Origin of the sequence: Glutamicibacter sp. NPDC087583, assembly GCF_044743685.1 — a bacterium.
GTDB lineage: Bacteria > Actinomycetota > Actinomycetes > Actinomycetales > Micrococcaceae > Glutamicibacter.
Genome location: NZ_JBIUWY010000003.1, coordinates 330137 through 351725 on the forward strand (window position 1 = coordinate 330137; position 21589 = coordinate 351725).

Genomic DNA, 21589 nt, shown 5'->3' on the forward strand with positions numbered 1-21589 from the left:
TGTTACTCTGGTTGAACTAATCAACGAGAGGCGCGCCACCATGTCAGCTCAGTCGAGTATCCAGACCTTGACCCCCGAGGCCATCGAGATGCGGGAACGGCTACGGACCGATCTGACCACCCGGGCTGCATATATCTCGGACGCCTCGATTTTCCGCCGGGTGCCGCAGGCCGTGCTCGAAGTCCGCGACGAGAACGACATTGCCCTGAGCATTGAGTATGCCAAGGCCGAGGGGCTATCGATCACCTCGCGCGGCGGAGGGACCTCGGTCGCGGGCAACGCCATCGGCGAGGGGCTCGTGCTGGATACCTCGCGCTATTTCAACAAGATCCTCGAAATTGATCCCGAGGCGAGAACCGCACGCATCCAGCCGGGAGTCATCTGCGACCAGCTGCGCGATGCGGCTGCTGAATACGGGCTGACCTACGGGCCCGACCCGTCGACCCATAGCCGCTGCACCGTAGGCGGCATGGTGGCCAACAACGCTTGCGGCTCGCACTCGCTGGCTTGGGGCACCGCCGCGGACAACGTCGTTTCCATGAAGGTCATGCTGGGCGACGGCACTGTGGTCGCGATCAACAGCGACGGAACCAGCAGCGAGGAGCTTGACGGAAAGCTCAAGGCCCTTCGCGATGCGAACCTCAAAGAACTGCGCACCGAACTCGGCCGCTTCGCGCGCCAGGTATCGGGCTACGGCATGCACTACCTGCTGCCGGAAAACGGGTTCAATGTCGCCAAGGCGCTGGCCGGCTCCGAAGGCACCTGCGGGGTGATCACCGAGCTGGTAGTGCGTCTTGTCGAGAAGCCGAAGCACACCGCACTGGCCGTCCTGGCCTTTGAAACGGTTTTCGATGCCGCGGCTGCGGCCTCGTCCCTGCGCCGGCCCGGCCTGGCCACCGCGGAAGGCATGGGCGGCGATCTGCTCGACGCGCTGCGAAGCCGCCCCGGGCAGGAAAAGGCCGGATCCAACCTGCCGGGAATGGGCACAGCCAACCGCGGTGGCGTAGCCAAGGCTGGCGGCTGGCTCTTCTGCGAAACGGCTGGCCAAACCATTGAACAAGCGCGAAGCATCGCCGATGAGCTGGTGCAGTCAGCCTACGCCGCACAGTCAGGAGCCGCTATCGATGCGGTTGTCGTCACGGACCATGCCGAGGCCCGTACGCTATGGAAGATCCGCGAAGCATCCGCCGGCATCGTCACCCGCCTGCCAGATGGCGGCGAAGCCTGGCCATCCTGGGAGGATTCAGCGGTCCCGCCGGAAAACCTTGCCGGCTACCTGCGGGATCTGTACGCGCTGATGGAAACCCATGGACTGCGCGGCATCCCATTCGGCCACTTCGGAGAGGGCTGCGTCCACGTGCGCATCTCCTTCGACTTGGGCACCGACGAAGGCGTCGCGATCTTCCGCCAGTTCATGGAGCGGGCCGCCGACACCGTGGCCAAGCACGGCGGCTCGCTCTCCGGCGAGCACGGAGATGGCCGGGCACGCTCGGAACTGCTCAACCGCATGTACAGCCAGAAGATGATGCAGGCTTTCGGCAGCTTCAAGGCGGTCTTCGACCCCGAGGGCCTGTTCAACCCGGGAGTGCTGGTCAATCCCGAGCGCATTGACGATTCGCTGCGGCCCGGACCCGGGCAGCGCAGCTTCGAGCTGACTCCGGTGCATGCGCTCTCGCGCGACAAGGGCTCTCTGGTCAACGCAGTGAACCGCTGCGTGGGCGTGGGATTGTGCCGTTCGGACGAGGGAGCCATGTGCCCCTCCTTCCAAGGCACCCACGATGAGGTGAACTCCACGCGCGGCCGTGCCCGAGTGCTCTCCGAGATGTTCCGCGGCAGCACCCTGCCCGAAGCGTACAAATCCGAAGAGGTGAAGGATGCCCTGGACCTCTGCCTCTCCTGCAAGGCCTGCGCCTCCGAATGCCCGGTTAATGTGGACATGGCAACGTACAAGTCGGAGTTCCTGCACAAGTTCTACGAGGGCCGCATCCGCCCGATGGCGCACTACACCATGGGATGGCTGCCAAAGCTCACCCACTGGATGCACCAGGTGCCTGGCTTGGCTTCCCTGGCCAACGCGGTGATGCGCGTCGAAGCCGTGCAGCGGCTTGTCAAGAAGCTTGGAGGCATTGAACCGACGCGCAAGATGATCACGTTCTCAGCCATGTCCCTGCAGCGCTGGGCAGCCAAGCGGAACGGAACGGCGGCCGAAGCTAAGCAGGGCACCGTGGTGCTGTGGCCGGACTCCTTCAACAACCACCTCGATACCGGACCGGGCCAGGCAGCAGTTGAAGTGCTCGAAACCCTGGGCTACCGGGTGATCATTCCCGAGGGATTCGTCTGCTGCGGCCTGACGTGGCATTCAACCGGCCAGCTGGATACCGCGCGCAAGGTCATCAAGCACACGCTGGATGTCATGGAACCGCTGGTCAATGCGGGCTACCCGGTGATCGGGCTGGAACCTTCGTGCACGGTGATGCTCGGCCACGAGATCACCGAGCTGGTTCCCGAGGATCCGCGCGCGGCCGCGCTGTCGGCCGCCGTCGTGCCGTTTGCGGATTTGATCGCCAAGCATGTTCCGCAGGACGGCCAGCCCAATGCCAGCTGGCCATTCGGGCAGCTGAACGTCGGTGCAGTCTCGCAGGTCCATTGCCATGAGCGTTCGCAGGGCGACCACGGGAATTCCTCGGCTGTGCTGCGCAGCATCGGCATCGACGAGCGCGAGATCGAAACCGGTTGCTGCGGCTTGGCTGGCAACTGGGGATTCGAGCCCGGGCATGCGCAGCTCTCCCGGTCGCTGGGTGAGCGCGAGCTCTTCCCGGCTATCCGCAACCGAGCGCAGGACGACGTGGTGCTCGCCGACGGTTTCTCCTGCCGCACGCAGATCGCCGAGGGCACGGATGTGCGCGGCATGCATCTTGCGCAGGCGCTGCTCAAGGCCAAGATCACCAGCTAGGGCCCGGCCGGCACGCAAAAAGAACCGGCCCGGGAGCAGCACGAGGCTGCTCCCGGACCGGTTCCGGGATCCTGCTACCGCTGGCCGGTTGGCTGCTCGTTGTGCAGCCGCGCCTTGGCGATCTCGTTGATCCGTCCGCGGCACAAGTACCAGCCGCCGATGATCAACGGGATGATGACCACCAGCGAGGCAATGGTCCAGGTGCCGATGGGATTATCGAAGGCCATCATCACCAGCACCAGGGCCAGGAAGCCCAGGGTGACCCAGCCGGAGACCGGAGCCAGCGGCATCCGGAAGCCGGGGCGCTGCTGCTCGCCGCGCTTGGCGGACTTCACCAGCGCCATCTGGCACAGCACGATCATCCCCCAGGAGGCAATGATGCCGATGGCCGCGAAGTTCAGCACGATCTCGAAGGCCTTGGCCGGGACCACGGCGTTGAGCACCACGCCGAACACGGCCACCACAGCGGTGATCACGATGCCGCCGTAGGGAACCCCGGCCTTGTTCATCCGCCCGGCGAATTTCGGCGCCGAGCCGTTCAATGACATGGAGCGCATGATGCGCCCGGTGGAGTAGAGCCCGGCGTTCAGCGAGGACAGCGCCGCGGTGAGCACCACCAGGTTCATCACCACGTCCATGCCCTGCACGCCGATGGATCCGAAGAAGGTCACGAACGGCGATTCCCCGGCGCTGTACGCGGTGTAGGGCAGCAACAGCGAGAGCAGCACCAGCGAGCCGACGTAGAATACGGCGATGCGGATGATCACGGTGTTGATCGCCTTGGGCATGACCTTTTCCGGATTCTCCGTTTCGCCCGCGGCGGTGCCGATCAGCTCGATGGAAGCATAGGAGAAGACCACGCCCTGCATCAGCACCAGCACCGGCAGCAGGCCATTGGGCAGCAGCCCGCCATTGGAGCTGAGCAGCGAGAAGCCGACCTCATGTCCTGCCAGCGGCGTGCCGAAGATGACGAAGTAGCAGCCAATGATCAGGAAGGCCACCAGAGCCACGACCTTGACCAGTGCGAACCAGAATTCCATCTCGCCGAAGGCCTTGACCGAGATCAGGTTCATGGCCAGCACCACGGCCAGCGCCAGCAGCGCCCAGAGCCACTGGGGCACCGAGCTGATCCACCCCACGTACTTGCCGAAGAAGCCCATGTACAGGGCCACCGCGGTGATATCGACAATGGCGGTCATTACCCAGTTCAGCCAGTACAGCCAGCCGGTGGCGAAGGCCGCCTTCTCGCCGTAGAACTCGCGGGCGTAGGACACGAAGGAACCGGTGGACGGGCGGTGCATGACCAGTTCGCCCAGCGCCCGCAGGATCAGGAAGGCGAAGAAGCCGCAGACTGCGTAGCTGATGACAATGCCCGGTCCGGCTTCGGCCAACCGGCCGCCGGCACCCATGAACAGCCCGGTGCCGATGGCGCCGCCAATGGCGATCATCTGCATCTGCCGGGAGGACAGGCCCTTGTGGTAATCGTTGTCGCCGGCCGTCAGCGCGGCATCGGGGACGTGCGCCGCGGTGGCGTGCGGAGTGGAATTATCCATATGATTCCTCGGATCTAGTCGGTGAGGTTGGCGAGGCGCTCGGGGGAGAGCAACTCATTGAGGTCTTCGGCCGAGAGCAGGCCGCGTTCGAGCACCAGCTCGGCCACGCCGCGCCCGGTGTGCAGCGCTTCGAGGGCCACCGAGGTGGATGCCGCGTAGCCCAGCCGCGGGTTCAGCGCGGTGACCAGGCCGATGGAGTTCTCCACCTCGCGGCGCAGCGCCTGCTCGTCCACGGTGATCCCGTCGATGCACTTGTGCGCCAGGGTCAGGCAGCCGTTGGCCAGGTGCTTCAGGGAGAGCCCGATCGAGTGCACAATCACCGGCTCGAAGGCGTTCAGCTGCAGCTGCCCGCCCTCGGCGGCCATGGTCACGGTCAAGTCGTGGCCCACCACCTGGTAGGCGATCTGGCTGACCACTTCCGGGATCACCGGGTTGACCTTGCCGGGCATGATCGAGGAGCCGGACTGCACGGCCGGCAGCTGCAGGTCGTTCAGGCCAGCGCGCGGACCGGAGGAGAGCAGGCGCAGGTCGTTGCAGATCTTGGAGATCTTCAGCGCCACGCGCTTGAGCACGCCCGAGAGGTGCACGAACGCGCCCACATCCGAAGTGGCTTCGATCAGGTCCGGGCTGGTGGTCAGCGGCAGGCCGGTCAGCTCGCGCAGGTGGCGGCAGACGGCCTCGGCATAGCCGGCCGGGGCGTTCAGCCCGGTGCCGATGGCGGTGGCGCCGAGGTTGATCTCGGTGACCAGGCACAGCGATTCCTCCAGCCGCGCCCGGTCCTCGCCCAGGGTCACGGCCCAGCCGCGGAACTCCTGGCCCACGGTCATCGGCACGGCGTCCTGCAGCTGGGTGCGGCCCATCTTCACCACGGTGCGGAACTCGGCGGCCTTGGCGATGCACGAATCCTGCAGCACCTCGATGGCTGCCAGCAGCGGCTGGGTGGCGAAGTGCGTGGCGATGTTCACCGCCGTCGGGTAGGCGTCGTTGGTGGACTGCGAGAGGTTCACATGGTCGTTGGGGTGCAAGAAGGAGTACTCGCCCTTGGCATGGCCCATGATTTCCAGCGCCAGGTTGGCGATGACCTCGTTGGCGTTCATGTTGGTGCTGGTGCCGGCCCCGCCCTGGATCGGGTCGATGATGAACTGCCCATGCAGCGCCCCGCCGGCGATGGCCTCGCAGGCCTGGTCGATGGCGTTCGCGCGCTGGGCGTCCAGCAGCCCCAGCTCGTGGTTGGCACGCGCCGCGGCCTGCTTCACGCGCGCCAATGCGCGGATCAGGTGCGGGTTGCCGGACAGCTCGGTGCCGGTGATGTCGAAGTTCTCCTTGGCGCGCAGCGTGTGCACGCCCCAGTAGGCATCCGCCGGGATATCGCGGTCGCCGATCAGGTCATGCTCGCTGCGGGTCTGGCCGCTGAGCAAGGTTTCAGGCATGGTGGATTCTTCTCCAGGATTCGTTGAAATGGTTGGAACGGAAAAAATTACAGTGCGGCCAGCAGGCCCACGGGCGCACCGCCGCCAAAGGCCGGGCTGGTAGCCAGCGGTTCAAGGGCCAATGCGGCCTCGGAGCCCAGGTGCTCGGCGAGCAGCTTGGCGGTGATCGGCATCCGGGCGCGGTCCGAGCCGTCGGCGATCTTCACGGCCAGCGCGCTGCCATCGGGCAGGCCCACGGCCTGGATGCCCTCGAAACCGTCCTTGGCCACGGAGCCGGGCACCGCGCGCATCAGGGCGGTGACATCGCGGCCAACGCCGGCTACCAGTTCCGGGTAGCCGGCCATTGCCGCGGCCACGCGTGCCTCGGCGGTGCCTTGCGCGGCGCTGGCCAGCTTGCCGAAGGCGCGGGCCAATCCGGCCAGGGTCATCCGGTAGACCGGGGTGCCGCAGCCGTCGGTGCTCACCCCGGAGATCTGTTCGCCCGAAAGATCCTCCACGGTGTCCTGCAGCAGCTGCAGGAGGCGCTCGTCGTGCAGGTAGTTGGCGGTGTCCCAGCCCTTGAGCTCGCACAGGGCCGCCAGTGCGGCGTGCTTGCCCGAGCAGTTCTGCGCGAGCGCGGTGGCCTTGCCGCCAGCGGCCAGGTAGTCCTGGCGCTCGGCAACGCCGTAGGGCAGGTCGGTGGAATTGCGCAGCGCTGTGTGGTCCAGGCCGGCGGCGGCCAGCGTGGATTCGGCGACCTGCAGGTGGCGCGGGCTCCCGGAGTGGCTGGCCGAGGCCAAGGCCAGCTGCTGGTCGTCGAGCTGCAGTCCGGCGCGCAGCATGCCCACGGCGAACAGCGGCTTGAGCGCCGAGCGCGGGTAGAACGCGGCCTGGGCATCGCCGCGGCTGGCGGCGATGGAGCCGGCGGGATCCAGCAGCACGGCCGAGCCGTAGTGGATGGACTCCACGGCCTCGCCGCGGGTGGCGATGACCAGCGGTTCGTGCTGCGGCAGTGCCTCAACGACCAGCGAAGCGCGCAGGGTCTGGGGATCGGCGGGGGTCACTTCTTGCTCCTGACTATGGTGGATACTGCTTGCTGCACCGCATTGAGGTGCTTGGCCATCGCATTGTTGGCCGCTTGCGGGTCCTGGGCGGCGATGGCCTGGTAGATTTCCTGGTGCTCCGAGTTCGACGGCGACCGGCGGCCGGCAACCAGGTTCACGGTCTCGGACTGGCGGGCCATGGCCTCGCGGATGTCCGCGACGACCTTGGAGAACACCGAGTTGCCGCTGGCCTGGGCGATCGCGGCATGGAAGGCGGCGTCCAGCTCGACCCAGGCTGCCGGGTCGTCTTCCTGCTCCATCGCCTCGATCAGCCCGCTGATCCGCTCCAGGTCCTCGGCGGTGCGCCGGGTGGCGGCGAGGGTGGCAGCCGGGATCTCGATATGCGGACGGGCTTCGTGCAGGTCGTCGGAGGAGAACGTGCCCAGTTTCAGCTCGCGGGTGGGCCGGTGGGAGACCACGAAGGTGCCGCGCCCGGTTTCGGTGCGGGTCAGGCCCAAGGCCGCGCAGGAGCGCAGCGCTTCGCGGATGACCGAGCGGCTCACGCCGTAGTCGGCCGCGAGGGCAGCTTCGGATCCCAGTTTCGCGCCGATGGCGATTTCCTGGGCTTCAATGGCTAGGCGGAGTGCATGGAAGACGCCTTCGGCAGCGGATCGTCGTTCGATCGGTTGCTGTCCGGGTGTCCAGCTGTCAGACAGGTTCACGTGTACCAGTCTGGGGTGTGATCCACTTAACGTCAAGTCGAGAACTGGAGCAATCGGGAATGCTCAGGTCAGTGACGCGCGAACACCGCGGACACGATGCCACAGGCAAGGTATCCGCGGTGTTCGCCGCTGGTCCTCAGTCTTTCTCCAGGATGCTTTTCAGCGCCCGGAGATCAGCCATATTGGCTCGCCGCATCATCATTTCCATCAGCGGGCCGGCCAGTTTGCCGAAGCCAGTTGGCTCGCCGTCATTGCGCAGCTGGACCCGAGTCGCCGTTGGCCCTATCGCTTCGAAGCGATAGGTGGTGCGCATGGGAAACGGGCCCTGCGCGGTGGCCATGACCAGTTCCTCGTTCTGCGCGAACCTGGTGACTTCGTAGGTGTAGGAAAGCTTCCGTCCAAGGAACCTGGCTTCGAAGGCGGTGCGTGATCCGAGGCCGAAGCCATGGGGATCCAGCCGGCGCACCGAGTGGATATTCCGGTACCACGCCGGAGCGTTCAGCGGGTTCATCGCGTAGCCGGCCACCACCGAACGTGGCCGGTCGATAGCGATGCTCGTGGAGGCATCAACCATGGGAGGTTCTCAGGCTCCTGCGGGAACGCGGCCGGTGAACGCAATCAGGCGATCCAGGCTGCTGGCGGATTCGGCGACCATGGTTTCTTCCGCGAAGGAGCCGGAGGTGCGCTGAGCCGGTCCCACAGTCTTGCGTGCCAAGCCCAGTACGTATTCCGCGTGGCCAGGATGGATCGCGAACTCCTGGCCGGTCGCCTGGGCGAAGTCCCACCCGTGAACCATCAGTTCCAGATTCAGGATCCCGGCAACCACTGAAGCCGGCATGACAGCGAATCCGAGATCAATCTCGCCGGCAACGCCGCGAGCGGCAAAAGCCTCCAGGGTCGGCTGCACCAGGTTGGCGATGCGTGCTTCCGGCGCCAGAGCCGGGTCATCGGATACCGCAGCGCCCAGGGCACCGCCGATCATCGAGACCGAACCCGCAAGGTGATCCAGCAGCTCGCTCACGGAGAACTCGGAGCAGGGAGTGGCTTTGGCCAGGTCCGCTGCGCAGATGTTGTTCAGGATGAACTGCAGGGCTGCCACGGAGCCCTCGGCGGAAACGATCGGATTCTGCGGCTCGGGCACGGCGTTCCACTCGTCGATGGCTGCTTCGCCGGTTTCGGCAAACTCCTTCAGCCGATCCAGGAAGTGGTTCCATCCCTCGGCGTGGCCCGAGGACTGCTCGGCGTCCAGCCCCTCATGGCGCAAGGTCAGGGCCGTGCCCTGATCCAGCGGTTCCAGGGTGATGAAAACCGTCGAATCGCCGGGCGGAACGGCATCCGAACCTTCCCATCCCATGGTGAAGACCAGGCGCTTGCCGGGCTCGATTTCGGTGAAAGTGCCCGAGGCCTGGTGGCCCGGACCCATGGTGAAGCGGTAGCTGCCGCCGGTCTGCAGGTCAACGCGGTTGGCAACGGTTTGCCAGCGGCGAAGGCGTTCCGGGTTGGTGACCAGTGCAAAGGCGGTGTCGGCGTCAACGGGGAGGATGACTGTTCGTTCAAAGCTCATGGCTTTTCTCCTGGTGGCTGGTGCAGTGGCCCATTGAACGACGCCAATTCGGCGGCCTCGGCAACGAGCAGGTCGAGTTCGGTATTCCAGAACGAGTCAAGGAGGGCCTTGAGCTTCGTGATGCCTGCAGGGTCCAGCGAGTAGTAGCGGCTGCGGCCATCCTTGCGGGCTTGCAGCAGTCCTACGTCAATCAACAGCAGCAGGTGTTGCGAGATGGCGGAGCGGCTGACGGCGAAGTTCGCGGCCAGTTCCGTCACCGTGCGTTCCCCGGAACCCAGCAACTGAATCAAGCGCCTGCGCGTTGGCTCGGAAGCGACTTCCAGTAGATCAAGCATGAAAAATACGTTAGCAGTCACTAACGCGTTGTTGCAAGGGATTCGGAGCAGCTTTTTAGGCTGATGCGGAAGGCGCCGTTAAAGCACTAGTGGGCGCCACGGCAAAATGCCGTAGCGCCCACTCATGGCGAAAATACTTAAGGGATCGTGATGATCTGGCCGGCGTAAGCCAGGCCGCCACCGAAGGCGAAGAGCAACGCCTTGGAACCCGAAGGCAATGGCTCATCCGAAGCCATCAACTTGGAAAGAGCCAGCGGAACCGAAGCGGCCGAAGTGTTGCCCGAGTACACCACATCGGTGGCCACGCGCGCGTTCGGTGCGCCGATCTTCTCTGCCAATGGCTCGATGATGCGCAGGTTGGCCTGGTGCAGGACAATGGCGTCCAGCTCCTCAGGCTTCATGCCGGCACGGTCGATGATTTTCGAAGCGATCTTCGGCAGCTGCGTGACGGTCCAGCGGTAAACGCTCTGGCCGTTCTGCGCGAACTTCATGTTGTTTTCCTCTTCGATGCGCACCGCATCGGACAGGGACGGAACCGAACCCCAGACCACCGGCGAGATGCCGTTGTCCTCCGATGCGGTGATCACGAAAGCGCCAGCGCCGTCCGCGGTCAGCACGCAGGTGGTGCGATCGGTGAAGTCGGTGTAGTCGGTGAGCATCTCCGAGCCGATAACCAGGGCATTCGTCGCCGAGCCAGCGGCAATGGCGCCCTGGGCCAGGCCAACGGCGTGGGCAAAGCCTGCGCAAGCCACGTTCACGTCCACCGCTGCCGGCCCTTGGTCCATGCCCAGGGCGTTAGCTACGCGTGCGGCCATGTTCGGCGAACGGTCCGTAGCGGTGCAGGTGGCGACGATGATCATGTCGATATCGGCTGCCTTGATGCCAGCTGCGTTGCCCAGCGCCATCTCTGCGGCCTTGATGGCCATGGAGTCTACAGTTTCAACACCGGTTCCCCAGCGGCGTTCTTCGATGCCGACACGTCGGGTGATCCATTCATCACTGGTTTCCACCAACTTTTCCAGCTCGGTGTTAGGGACGATGCGCTCTGGCTGGAAGTGGCCAAAGGCGACGACTTTGCTGCCGGTCATGGATATAGCTCCTCGGTGGATTCAAATCTTCTCTTCTAAGATTAGTCGTTTTGGATGCTACTCGCCGTTCATATGCGCCAGAAAGCATGTGTCAGCCAGTTTTACCTGCCTTCCATGGCCCATTTGTCCGATTATCGGCAAAACCCCGATTCTTCAGGACTTCATATGGCGTCGACACCCTGTTCACCTGCTGGCCAGAACCCCGGCGTTCAATGGGATGAAATGCAGCAGCCGTGAAGGAGGAAAAAATGGAACCTCTGACGATAATCCAATTGAGCGACACCCACCTGCGTCCCGAAGGGCAGCTGCTTCACGGATCCATTGATTCGTGGCAACGAACAGAACAGGCGCTGGAAGCAGCCGCGTGCCTGGATCCGGATGCCATAGTGGTGACCGGCGATATCGCAGACCGCGGTTCGGACATCCATGAGCGGGCCGCAGGGATCTTCAACCAGGCCCAGCGCGAACTGGATTGTCCGGTCATCACCGTTCCGGGCAACCATGATCCGTTGGGCGCGATTGGAGAATCCTTCAACACCAGGCGCCTGTCCACCGGTCCGCATCCAGCCGACACGGTGCACGAGGTCCTGGGGCTTCGGATTATTGGTTTGGACAGCGGGGGATTCCAGTTGGCCCGGGGACGCTTGGAACAGCGGCAGCTCGATTGGCTTGCCTCGCTGCTGGCGGTTCCGGCGCCGCGCGGATCCCTGCTGCTGCTGCACCATCCTCCGGTGGAAGCCGCCAATGAAGCCCGCGCCGGCCGCGGGCTGGAGAACCCGATGGAGCTGGCGGCCATCGCCGCCGGAAGCGATATCCGTGCAATCCTTTGCGGCCACTACCATCAGGCGTCCACTAGCCAGCTGTTGAGCACCCCGGTGTTCATGGCTCCTGCAGTGTCCTACAACATGAATCCATTTGCCCCGACGCAGATCGTTGACGAGCCCGCAGCGGGATTCAATGTCATCAAGGTCGGGGCGAAATCGGTCGACGCGTTCGCTGCATCCAGCGGCCAGTACGCCGCGCTGCACGCGAGCACCCCTCTGCCAGCGCCGGTCAAGAGTTCGCAGACCGGCAACTGACTCCAAGAACGCTACTTCGCACCGGGCACCTGTTGCTTCGGTGCATGCCAGAAAGAAGAAGACGATGAGCGCAAAGAAACTGATCCTGATCCGCCACGGACAGACCGAATGGAACAAGGCAGGACGCCTGCATGGACGCAGCGACCTGCCACTGAACGATACCGGCATCCGCCAAGCCCAGCAGCTGGCCGCGCAGTTGGCGCCCGAAGGCCCTTGGGACGCGGTGTATTCCTCACCGTTGTTCCGTGCCCGCCAAACCGCGCAGATCCTCGCCAATAGCCTGGGCATCCGTGCCCTGCACGAAAACCAGGAACTGATGGAGCAGGACTTCGGCGATCTCGAAGGCACCCTGGTGGCCGATGGCGCCGATGAACAGCGCCAGCTGCTGGTTGGCACCGGAGAAACCGAAGAGCATCTGGTGGGGCGTGCAGTGAACGCATTGTTCAAGATCTGCCATCAGCATCCCGGGCAGAATGTGATGGTAGTGAGCCACAGCGCCTTGATCTGCTCGGTAATCGCCGCGCTCACCGGCGAAAGCAATCCGCGCATGGCCAATGGAACCTATGTCGAGCTGGATGCGCAGCTACTGGTCAACCACGTCTCGCGCGAACCGCTGTGGCATTAGGAAGCAAAGGGCAAAGCCGCGTGCCGGCCATGGATCATGGCCGGCACGCGGCTTTGCGTTCTAGTCAGCGGCGGGCTAGCAACAGCTGAAGCAGCGGCTTACCACCAGGATGCACCTTCGACGGTGACCTGGGGCTTCTCGCCGTACCAATCCACGCTGCCCGTGAAGCTGCGGGTGAGCTCTTCTTCGTCGTAATCAATGAACTCCGTGTCATTGAGCTTGTACTTGAAGACGATCTCGGAGCTTGAGAAGCTGCCCGATTCCTCGATGGCCACGCTTTCAGCATGCGACTTCACAGAGAACGATGCGATGTCCTTGGACTGCAAGGTGCTCGGGCAACCGTCATCGAGGTTGGTTGGAACGGTCACGCAGGCAGTGGCGAACTTCTTGACCTCATCCAGGACCAGCTCGTCGAGCTTCTCGGTGGTGGTCGTAACCAGCGCCGCCTGTGCCGGCTGCGAATCAGGATGGTTGACGCGCAATTCCTGGGCTTCGCTCGTCAGGTATTCGTTGCCAGGCGCTGAGACATCATAGATGCCCGGGTAGGCGTAGAAGCTGCCGGTGAAGGAACGTCCCTCGCCGTAGTAGTCCTCGCTTTCAAGCAGCTTGACCTTGGCCTTGCCGACAGTGACTTCCGAGCTCTTATCGGAGGTGATCTCCACCGGAACAATCAATGATTCATTGAGCACCCAGGTATCGAGCAGGCCGAAGTCCTTGTCGCCCGCGTCGACATTGAAGGAGCGTTCGTGGCGCTCGCCGTTGATGGAGTAGATCGCTCGCACACGGGCCGAGTCCTTGCCCTTGGATTCCTCGATGACATCAACGAGTTCCAAGCGCTGCTTGGCGTTGCCCAGAACGTCGTCGCTGAGCAGGACGCGCGAGGCGTTGTCGATCCCCGGGTCGACCATCTCGGTCGCATTGCCGGCCTGGCCCTCGGCAAGCAGCGCGAGGTATTTCTCAACTTCAGCTTCCGGCTTGCGCTGCCCGTTCAGGTAGGCGATGGCACCGAAGCCCAGACCGGCAATGACTGCCAGCGCGAGAACCGAGAAGCCAACGGCCTTGGCCTTCTTCTTGGACTCTTCCGAGGCCGGGGCCAGCACCGGAGCCGGTTCACCAGCCATCGGCTGGCCGTTGGCGGCCGCGGCAGGGGTGGATTGGGCTGCGGCGGCAACTGGAGCAGCCTGGCTGGGAGCGGCTGCAAGCGGCGAAGCCGGAGCAACGGCGGGTGCCTGGCCGGAAATCCATCGCGCTGCGGCGTCCTTGCCGGCAATCACTGCCAGCAGGGATGGGGCGAAGCGGTAGACCTGCAAGGGCAGGATTTCTGCCAGCAGCGAGACAACTGCGGCCCCGAGTGCCAAGAAGATCACCGAGTACCAGGTGATGCCGTAGGACATGCTGCCGCTCATGTTGCCCATCTCGTTGGCGGTGATAGCGCCACCCAGGGAGATGTTGGTCAGCCCGGCAAGAATCATCCACAGGACCAAAGCCGCTACCGGCAGCTGCCAAGCGCGCTGCAGGTTGAAGCCAGTGGCCAGTCGACCACGGTGCACGCCAATACGGATAGCCGCCAGGAGTACCAGGATGACGCTCAGGACCAGGAGCCAAGCACCCTTGCCGTCGGCGATATCCCAGATGCGCAGGACGGATTCGGGCATGGCGTCGGCGGTGTATTCGCCCAGGAAGCTGGCCATGCCGGAGACATTCGGAGCCAGCGCCCCGAGGAAGCCCAGCGCTGCCACATATGAACCGATGGTTCCCAGCAGCGGGAGCAGGATCAGGCCCAAGCTCCAGGGCATGTCATCTGGACGCTGGGTGAATGCGGCAATGATGCCGACCAAGGCGAAAGCCGCCAAGGTCGAAACGGCCAGGGCCACGGCCTCACGGACGCCGGTAATCAATGGGGATCCGGCGTTGGCGCGCTGGGGTGCGGTGGCAAGGAACTGCGAGAAGAAAACGGCCAAGGCAATCGTGAAGAAGACACCTGCATATCGCGGGGACACCGCGGCGGAGAAGAATTCGCCACCCTGGATGCTGAGCTTCCCGAAGAGCGCAATGACCAGGAAGACCAATGCCAGGACCAGCGCGTGCAGTCCGGAGGCCAATGCAGCGCTCTTCCAACCGCCGTTGCGTGCGCCACGACGCAGCTTGCGCACGATCAGGTAGTTCGCGGCGCAGATTGCCACGATGGAGGTGACCGAAACGAGGGCGAATGCGAGGCTGAGCTCGCCGAACATGCCGAATCCGCCTCCGGATCCGGTGATCTTCAGCCCGCCGCCCAGGACGGCACCGAAGACCATGATGAAGGCCTTGAAGGAATTGAGCTGGGACGCCACGTTGAATTCAGCGGAGCTGCCGCCACCGATCTCCTTGGCCATCGAGGCCAGGGGGATCAGGTAGCAAAGAGCCAGGACGATGCCAATGGCCGCAATGGCGCCGGCTTGGAATCCAAGAAGCTGCAGGCTGGCACGGGACTTCAGTTCCAGGACCGCGTTGGTGAATTTCCTGACCTGCCGGTTCTGCCCGGCATTCTCGAACGGGTTCGCCGGTGCCGCCCGCGCTGGCAATGGATCCGAAGGTGCCGGTGGCACCTTTGGATCATCAGGCAATTGCGTATTTTCCAAGGTGAGTCCTCACATGGTGCGATGATGGCGTCACATCCGGGCGTTCTTGGAAACTTAAAGTCGAACAATTGGAATATGACCTTCCAATTACATAACAAGTAAGTGGAAGAACAAAGTCCAGTTAAGAAATATGCGGCGGGTTAAGGAGCGAGTTCCGCCTTTCACTTCACCGGTAAAAGGAAAAGCCGGTGCGGTTGGATCCCGACAGACCCAACCGCACCGGCTAATCGGACAGCGGCTACAGCGAACGCAGCACCATTGCGGTGCCCTGGCCGCCGCCACCGCAGATGCCGATGGCGCCCAGCGAGCCGGCCGGCATCTCGTGGAGCTGGCGGGCCAACGTGCCAATGATGCGTGCACCGGAAGCGCCAATCGGGTGGCCCAGGGCAATCGCGCCACCATGCGGATTCACGATGGAGGCATCGAGACCCAGTGCCTTGGTGGACTGCACCGAAACAGCGGCGAACGCCTCATTGATTTCGACGGCCTTCAGATCCTGGGCTTTGGCGCCGGCCTTCTCCAGGGCTGCGCTGATGGCATTGGATGGCTGCTCGTGCAGGGTGCGGTCCGGGCCGGCAACGAAAGCGTGCGAGAGAATTTCGGCCAGCGGCTTCAGGCCCAGGCGCTCAATGGCCGCATCGCTGGCCAGCACCACGGCTGCTGCGCCGTCGGTGATCTGCGAGGAGTTGCCCGCGGTAATGGTGCCTTCCTTGGCAAAGGCCGGACGCAGCTTGCCCAAGGATTCCACGGTGGTTGCTTCGCGGATGCCATCATCTTCGCTGATCGTGGTGTCGCCGCGACGGCTGGAAATGGTAAATGGCGCAATCTCGCCGGCTGCGAAATCTCGGGCCGCGGCAGCGCGCTGGTGGGATGCGGCCGAGACCGTATCCTGGGCCTCGCGGGTCATCGACAACTTGGCATTGTGCTCCTCGGTGGAAGCGCCCATCGAACGCTTCTCGGCAGCATCGGTCAGGCCGTCGTATTCCAGGGTGTCAATCAGTTCAATGGCACCGTATTTGGTTCCGGCACGGGCGCGCTGCACGTGCGGAGCCAGCGACATGGATTCCTGGCCGATAGCCAGGACAACGTCTGCCTCGCCGCTATCGATCAGGCGGGCCCCTGCCACAACGGCCTCGGCACCTGAGAGGCATACGGCATTCACGGCGATGGCCGGAACGTCCAGCGCAATACCGGCACCCACAGCGGATTGACGGGCCGGGTTCTGGCCGGCGCCACCTTGCAGCACCTGGCCGGCGATGACTTGCTGGACTTCGCTGGGATCAACTCCGGCACGTTCCAGCGCGGCCTTGCCGGCATGGGCGCCGAGCTCGGTGGCCGGGACGGAGGCGAAGGCGCCGTTGAATTTCACGAATGGGGTACGGGCGTAGCCCACAATCTTTGCGGTCATGCTTTCAGATCCTCCACAATATCCACGGCAAATTCTGCTGCCGTGATTTCCTTGATGGTTTCCACGCTTTCACCCGGGGCTACTGCACGCAGGGTCAAGGTCGAGTTTTCTATATCAAACACTGCTCGGTCGGTGATGATGCGGTTGACCACGCCGACTCCGGTGAGCGGCAGGTCGCATTTCTCCACAATCTTGGATGTCCCGTCCTTGGCCACGTGATCGGTCAGAACGATCACGCGCGGGGTGCCGGCGACCAGGTCCATGGCGCCGCCCATCCCCTTGACCAGCTTGCCCGGGATGGTCCAATTGGCCAGATCGCCATTGGCAGCCACTTGCAGGGCGCCGAGGATCGCGGTCTGGACGTGGCCGCCGCGGATCATGCCGAAGGAGGTCGCCGAATCGAAGAAGCTGCCGCCGGGCAGGATGGTCACGGTCTGCTTGCCTGCATTGATCAGATCCGCATCTTCTTCACCTTCATAGGGGAAGGGACCCATGCCCAGCAGGCCGTTTTCGCTTTGCAGCTTGACCGAAACGCCTTCCGGCAGGTTGTTGGCCACCATCGTGGGGATTCCAATACCGAGATTCACATACTGGCCGTCGGTTAATTCGCTAGCGGCAATGGCCGCCATTTCATCGCGTGTCCACATGCTCAGGCCTCCTTTCGGCTGCGCACGGTGCGCTGTTCAATGTCCTTGACCGCATCGGCCTGCACCAGGGTCTGCACGAAGATGCCGGGGGTCTCCACCAGCGACGGATCCAGATAGCCCTCGACAATTTCCTCGGCTTCGGCGAAGGTATGGCGGCCGGACATGGCGGCCAGCGGGTTGAAGTTCTTCGAGGTCATCCGGTAGCGCAGGTTGCCTTCGGCGTCGGCCTGGTGCGCCTTGACCAGTGCGATATCGGCAAAGATGCCACGCTCGAGGATCGCTGGCTTGCCGTTGAATTCCATGACTTCCTTGCCTTCGGCGATCGGAGTTCCCACGCCGGTGGGGGTGAAGAAGGCGGGAATGCCCACCCCGCCAGCGCGCAAGCGCTCGGCCAAGGTGCCCTGCGGGCAGAATTCAACTTCCAGGTCCCCATCGAGGAACTGCTGTGCGAACAGCTTGTTCTCCCCGACGTAGGAGGCCAGGACCTTGGAGACCTGCTTATTTTCCAGCAGGATGCCCAGCCCCTTGCCGTCTACGCCCATGTTGTTTGACACGATGGTCAGGTTGGTTGCCTTCGAATCCCGCAGTGCGGTGATCAGGCGGTTGGGGATGCCGGAGAGGCCGAAACCGCCTACTGCGATGGTCATGCCATCCTTGACGACGGCAGCCAAGGCGGCGGCTGCGTCATCCCGAAACTTCGTTGTCATCGATTCCTCCATGTGTCCACTATGTGGAGCGCGGATCTGCTTATCCTCTAACGTACGTAGTCGCAGGTGAGCATGCAATAGACCCGGTGCATTGCCGGGTAACTGGTCGGATGGTGAGGAGGAATGGCCAAGCGGTCCATATTATGGACGCATCTGAAAGGGCTAGACGATGTCGAACTCATTGCCTTCGATATCGAGCATGCAGATAGCGAAATGGCCCATCTCCGGCATGTCGTGAACGGTGCGGACTTTGGCCCCCAGAGCCACCAGGCGCTCCGCCTCGTCGGTGATGATTTGCCTGCGTTCCTCGAAGCGAACGCCGCGGCCGCCGCTGACCAGCAAGTCCAGATGCAGGCGATTCTTGATGCTCTTGGCCTCCGGTACCTGCTGGAACCAAATCCTCGGCCCACCACCTTGCGGATCGACCAGCGACTCCGGTTCGTCACCGGTTCCGGGCGGCAATTCATCATCCGGCACGCCCATGGACTGCCAGTAGGCGCGCCACGTGGGATGCCCCTCCGGGGCGGGCTCGGGAACGTAGCGCAAGGCTTCGGCCCAGAACCGGACCATTGCTTGCGGGCGGGCGCAGTCGACGACGATTTGCCATGTATTTTCCATGTGCTGAATTATCCGCCGATCAGCTCGATAGCAACAGGGGTACGGCGACAAAGTATGAAGCGGGAATTATCCGGCCCGGAACCGATCGTCCATAATGTGGTCATGAGCAATTCCCCGGCTGGAACCCAAGTCGTAGGGCGGCTGGCCGCCGTGCTTCGCACCGTGAGCACCGCAATGCCCGAGGGCATCACCACGACGCAAACTGCCCGGAGCACCGGTTTGGCCCGGCCCACCGTGCATCGCCTGCTCAGCGCGTTGGCCACCGAAGGATTCTGCGACCACGATCATCGCACCGGCCGCTGGCTGCTTGGCCCCGAGCTCTACCTCATGGGAGCGGTGGCAGCCGAGCGCTACGACATCAGCGAACTGGCCCGCGAGCATGTTGCCGCGCTGGCCGAGGCGACCGGGGAAAGTGCGTTCCTCTCGGCGCGGCGAGGGGACGAAACCGTGTGCTTGCTGCGCCAGGATGGAGCCTTTCCCATCCGCTCGTTCGTGCTGTATGAAGGACGGCGCTTCCCGCTGGGAGTCGCTTCGGCCGGAATCGCGATCCTTGCTTTCCTGCCTGAACAGGGCATTGAGCGCTACCTGCGCGATGCCGATCTAGAGCCAGGATATGGGCCGGCGCATTCGCGCGAAGAGCTGCGCAAAAAGGTCGCCGAAACCCGCCAGCTGGGCTATTCGGTCAACCCCGGCTTGATCGTCGAGGGCAGCTGGGGCATGGGTGCTGCGGTTTTCGACAACTCGGGACAGCCTGCCTGGGCACTGAGCCTGACCGGGATCCACACGCGTTTTGAAGCGGACCGCCGCGAAGAGCTGGGCAATCTGCTGCTGCATCACGCGCATGAGTTGTCCACCAAGCTGTCGGCCCGGTCAAGCACGCTGCCACGCTAGTTTTTCCTTCCCCTGTACAAAGCTTCCTGCGGTAATCTTTCAGATCGGCGGGAATGCCTATTTCCAGGATTCCCCGTGACGCAGCCAAGTGCAGAAGGACGGAAAATTTGGGCACTATCCCGGCCGGAATCAACACCCCGCAGGTCATCGTTGACGTAGCGAAGCTCCAGCAGAACATTGACCGGGTGGCCCACCGGGTGGCGAGCCAGGGCCTGAAACTGCGCCCGCATGCCAAGACGCACAAGATGCATGAAATCGCCGAACGCCAGATGGACGCCGGTGCCGCCGGACTCACCGTGGCAACTGTCGGCGAAGCCCTCGCGTTTGCGCTGCACGGGGTCGCGAAGATCTTCATCGCCTACCCTTTGTGGGTCAATGAATCCCAGGCGGCACGCATCCTGGAGCTGATGCGCCGTGCCAAGCTGAGCATCGGCACGGACTCTGTCCAGGCCGTGCAGCAGATGGCCAGGATGCTGGGGGAGAAGGCCTCCAAGATCAAGCTCGTCATCGAGATCGACAGCGGCCATCACCGGAGCGGCACCAGCCCGCAAGGCGCGGTGGAAATAGCCGATGCCGCCCGTGCGGCAGGCATGCGCGTGCATGGGATCTTCACTTTCCCCGGCCACAGCTACTCGCCGGACGGCATCGACGCGGCACTCAACGATGAGCACAAGGCCCTGGCCGAAGCGGCGTGCCTGCTGCGCGAGGCCGGGCATGCCATCAAGCGCATCAGCGGGGGCTCCACCCCGACCGCCGAACTGAGCGACAACTCGGTGCTGACCGAGGTGCGTCCAGGGGTGTATGTCTTCGGCGATGCGCAGCAGTTCGAGCTGGGGCGCGTGCGCTGGGAGGATATTTCCCTGACCGTCGCCTCCACCGTGATCAGCCGCCATGAAGGCGATGGGCAGATTCCCCGGCGCATCGTGCTGGACGCCGGCAGCAAGGTGCTCGGAAGCGACCGCCCGGCCTGGGCCACCGGATACGGGCGCATCGCCCAGTGCCCTGAAGCCCGCATCAGCGCACTATCGGAGCATCACGCCACCGTGCTGTGGCCCGAGCACTTGGACCTGCCGGCCCACGGCGAGCAGCTCCACGTCATCCCGAACCATGTCTGCGTCGCGGTGAACCTGGTCGACAACGTGCTGGCAGTGCATGAGGACGGCACCAGCGAGGTATGGGATGTAGCGGCCCGCGGACTGAACTTCTAGATTCTGAACCTAGCTGGCCCTTTCAAGGAACCGCAGCAGGCAGCGCGAAGCCGGATCCAAATGGTTCTTGGTCCCCAGCTGCCGTTTGGAACGGCGCAGCGCCGCCAATTTTTCCGGATCGTCCGCCAGCTCCAGCACACGGGGATCGATATAGGAGCCGGCCGCGATTTCGGGAGTATTGCCCAGTTTTCCGGCGGCCTGCTCGATGGCCAGCTTGCGCAGATTCCTGGCATCATCGGCAGCCATAGCCGAGTCGGGAGCCTCGATCAGTGCCCTGAAAGCCGCTAAGCTGCCGCCCCAGGTCCTGAAGTCCTTGGCGGTGAATCCGCTACCCAGATGCTCCTCGAGGTACCGGTTGATTTGCGCAGGCTGGAGCAGGTGCGAGTGCCCCTCGTCATCCAGGTAGCGGAAAAGCTCGTAGCCCGGCTGATCGCGCAATTGGACCAGTACTCGTGCCAGTCGCCGGCTCCTGATTTTCACATGCTGCTGCTGGCCGCTCTTGCCGGGAAACTCGAGGGTGGCGCAATGCCCTTGGACCTCCAGATGCTTGGCTCGCAGCGAAGCGGCCCCGAACGATTGGTTGGAACGCGAGTAGGCGTGCGTGCCGATGCGCAGCAGATGCAGATCCAGCAGCAGGACCACGGCCGCAGTGACCCTGTCCTTGTCGTTTCTTCCCCGGCGCAGATCCCGCAGCAGCTGGCGGCGGAGATTGGGCAGTGCGCGGCCGAACGCCGGCAACCGGTCGAATTTGGCGGCATCCTGCCGCTCGCGGAAATCGGGGTGGTAGATCATCTGGGTGCGTCCTGCCGCATCGATTCCGCGAGCTTGGACCTTGGCCCGCGCACTGGCCGCGATCTGGACCTGTTTCCATGCCGGCGGGATCGACAATTGCCTGATCCGATCCAGCAGGTGCTGGTCCTTCACCGTGCGTGCCCCTTCCAGGTAGAAGAAGCCGGTTCCCGCTCGCCGGCGGGTGATGGGAAGCCGTTTGCTTCGGCGTGCTGGCATGGATGCCTCCCGGTAGTTGCGTAGCCGTGCAATCACGCACACGCTATCGCCGATCGCTGCCCTGCTCCGGGTGTTCGCAGGAAAATCCCAGCTGTGTGGTGCCGGGGCAT

Annotated in this window: 19 protein-coding genes; 5 read left to right on the forward strand and 14 right to left on the reverse strand. The window is 63.8% G+C overall.

Features of this window, described 5'->3' with window-relative positions; all coding sequences use genetic code 11:
* The first annotated feature begins 40 nt into the window (after positions 1–40).
* Positions 41–2953, forward strand: a complete 2913-nt coding sequence (locus ACIOU9_RS10655; RefSeq protein ID WP_286172204.1) for an FAD-binding and (Fe-S)-binding domain-containing protein — start codon at positions 41–43, stop codon at positions 2951–2953.
* Between the two features lie 74 nt (positions 2954–3027).
* On the opposite strand, the gene ACIOU9_RS10660 is transcribed toward ACIOU9_RS10655, so the two are convergent.
* The 8 genes from ACIOU9_RS10660 to ACIOU9_RS10695 all read right to left on the reverse strand — a co-directional run bounded on the left by ACIOU9_RS10660 (position 3028) and on the right by ACIOU9_RS10695 (position 10667).
* Positions 3028–4506 carry an amino acid permease gene (locus ACIOU9_RS10660; RefSeq protein WP_133834084.1) on the reverse strand — a complete coding sequence of 493 codons (1479 nt, stop codon included), beginning with the start codon at positions 4504–4506 and terminating at the stop codon, positions 3028–3030.
* Positions 4507–4520: 14 nt separating this feature from the next.
* A complete protein-coding gene (locus ACIOU9_RS10665) occupies positions 4521–5936 on the reverse strand; it encodes an aspartate ammonia-lyase (protein ID WP_402696873.1) in 1416 nt (471 codons plus the stop codon).
* Positions 5937–5983: 47 nt separating this feature from the next.
* Positions 5984–6979 carry an asparaginase gene (locus ACIOU9_RS10670; protein WP_286172202.1) on the reverse strand — a complete coding sequence of 332 codons (996 nt, stop codon included), beginning with the start codon at positions 6977–6979 and terminating at the stop codon, positions 5984–5986.
* Entirely contained in the window at positions 6976–7680 is a 705-nt protein-coding gene (locus tag ACIOU9_RS10675; RefSeq protein WP_105656225.1) for a FadR/GntR family transcriptional regulator, read from the reverse strand. The genes ACIOU9_RS10670 and ACIOU9_RS10675 overlap by 4 nt, the downstream gene beginning before the upstream one ends.
* A 136-nt stretch (positions 7681–7816) precedes the next feature.
* Positions 7817–8254: an SRPBCC family protein gene (locus tag ACIOU9_RS10680; protein WP_402696875.1), complete on the reverse strand. Its 438-nt coding sequence runs from the start codon at positions 8252–8254 to the stop codon at positions 7817–7819.
* 9 nt (positions 8255–8263) lie between these two features.
* A complete protein-coding gene (locus ACIOU9_RS10685; RefSeq protein ID WP_105656227.1) occupies positions 8264–9244 on the reverse strand; it encodes a TIGR03086 family metal-binding protein in 981 nt (326 codons plus the stop codon).
* Positions 9241–9579 carry a metalloregulator ArsR/SmtB family transcription factor gene (locus tag ACIOU9_RS10690; RefSeq protein WP_332502965.1) on the reverse strand — a complete coding sequence of 113 codons (339 nt, stop codon included), beginning with the start codon at positions 9577–9579 and terminating at the stop codon, positions 9241–9243. Before ACIOU9_RS10690 ends, ACIOU9_RS10685 begins: the two co-directional genes overlap by 4 nt.
* Before the next feature lie 137 nt (positions 9580–9716).
* Positions 9717–10667, reverse strand: a complete 951-nt coding sequence (locus ACIOU9_RS10695; protein ID WP_105656229.1) for a beta-ketoacyl-ACP synthase III — start codon at positions 10665–10667, stop codon at positions 9717–9719.
* A gap of 248 nt (positions 10668–10915) precedes the next feature.
* Here ACIOU9_RS10695 and ACIOU9_RS10700 point away from each other — a divergent pair, with 248 nt between their 5' ends.
* Both ACIOU9_RS10700 and ACIOU9_RS10705 read left to right on the forward strand, forming a co-directional pair.
* Positions 10916–11746 carry a metallophosphoesterase gene (locus ACIOU9_RS10700; protein WP_332498835.1) on the forward strand — a complete coding sequence of 277 codons (831 nt, stop codon included), beginning with the start codon at positions 10916–10918 and terminating at the stop codon, positions 11744–11746.
* 64 nt (positions 11747–11810) lie between these two features.
* Positions 11811–12371 carry a histidine phosphatase family protein gene (locus ACIOU9_RS10705; RefSeq protein ID WP_332727515.1) on the forward strand — a complete coding sequence of 187 codons (561 nt, stop codon included), beginning with the start codon at positions 11811–11813 and terminating at the stop codon, positions 12369–12371.
* A 98-nt stretch (positions 12372–12469) separates the two neighbouring features.
* Here ACIOU9_RS10705 and ACIOU9_RS10710 read toward each other — a convergent pair whose 3' ends face one another.
* The 5 genes from ACIOU9_RS10710 to ACIOU9_RS10730 all read right to left on the reverse strand — a co-directional run bounded on the left by ACIOU9_RS10710 (position 12470) and on the right by ACIOU9_RS10730 (position 18372).
* Positions 12470–14977 carry a hypothetical protein gene (locus tag ACIOU9_RS10710; protein ID WP_402696877.1) on the reverse strand — a complete coding sequence of 836 codons (2508 nt, stop codon included), beginning with the start codon at positions 14975–14977 and terminating at the stop codon, positions 12470–12472.
* Positions 14978–15230: 253 nt separating this feature from the next.
* The gene (locus tag ACIOU9_RS10715) at positions 15231–16400 is read right to left on the reverse strand and encodes an acetyl-CoA C-acyltransferase (RefSeq protein WP_402696879.1); all 1170 of its coding nucleotides are present in this window, start codon (positions 16398–16400) and stop codon (positions 15231–15233) included.
* Complete coding sequence (locus ACIOU9_RS10720; protein ID WP_105656234.1) at positions 16397–17047, reverse strand: CoA transferase subunit B; 651 nt, start codon at positions 17045–17047, stop codon at positions 16397–16399. Before ACIOU9_RS10720 ends, ACIOU9_RS10715 begins: the two co-directional genes overlap by 4 nt.
* A gap of 2 nt (positions 17048–17049) precedes the next feature.
* Positions 17050–17754 carry a CoA transferase subunit A gene (locus ACIOU9_RS10725; RefSeq protein ID WP_332498840.1) on the reverse strand — a complete coding sequence of 235 codons (705 nt, stop codon included), beginning with the start codon at positions 17752–17754 and terminating at the stop codon, positions 17050–17052.
* A gap of 162 nt (positions 17755–17916) precedes the next feature.
* Positions 17917–18372: a VOC family protein gene (locus ACIOU9_RS10730; protein WP_402696881.1), complete on the reverse strand. Its 456-nt coding sequence runs from the start codon at positions 18370–18372 to the stop codon at positions 17917–17919.
* A 102-nt stretch (positions 18373–18474) separates the two neighbouring features.
* Here ACIOU9_RS10730 and ACIOU9_RS10735 point away from each other — a divergent pair, with 102 nt between their 5' ends.
* Together ACIOU9_RS10735 and ACIOU9_RS10740 are read left to right on the forward strand one after the other, a co-directional pair.
* The gene (locus tag ACIOU9_RS10735) at positions 18475–19263 is read left to right on the forward strand and encodes an IclR family transcriptional regulator (protein WP_105656236.1); all 789 of its coding nucleotides are present in this window, start codon (positions 18475–18477) and stop codon (positions 19261–19263) included.
* A gap of 107 nt (positions 19264–19370) precedes the next feature.
* Complete coding sequence (locus ACIOU9_RS10740) at positions 19371–20471, forward strand: alanine racemase (RefSeq protein WP_105656383.1); 1101 nt, start codon at positions 19371–19373, stop codon at positions 20469–20471.
* Between the two features lie 9 nt (positions 20472–20480).
* On the opposite strand, the gene ACIOU9_RS10745 is transcribed toward ACIOU9_RS10740, so the two are convergent.
* Positions 20481–21479: a DNA topoisomerase IB gene (locus ACIOU9_RS10745; protein ID WP_402696883.1), complete on the reverse strand. Its 999-nt coding sequence runs from the start codon at positions 21477–21479 to the stop codon at positions 20481–20483.
* Positions 21480–21589: the final 110 nt, after the last annotated feature.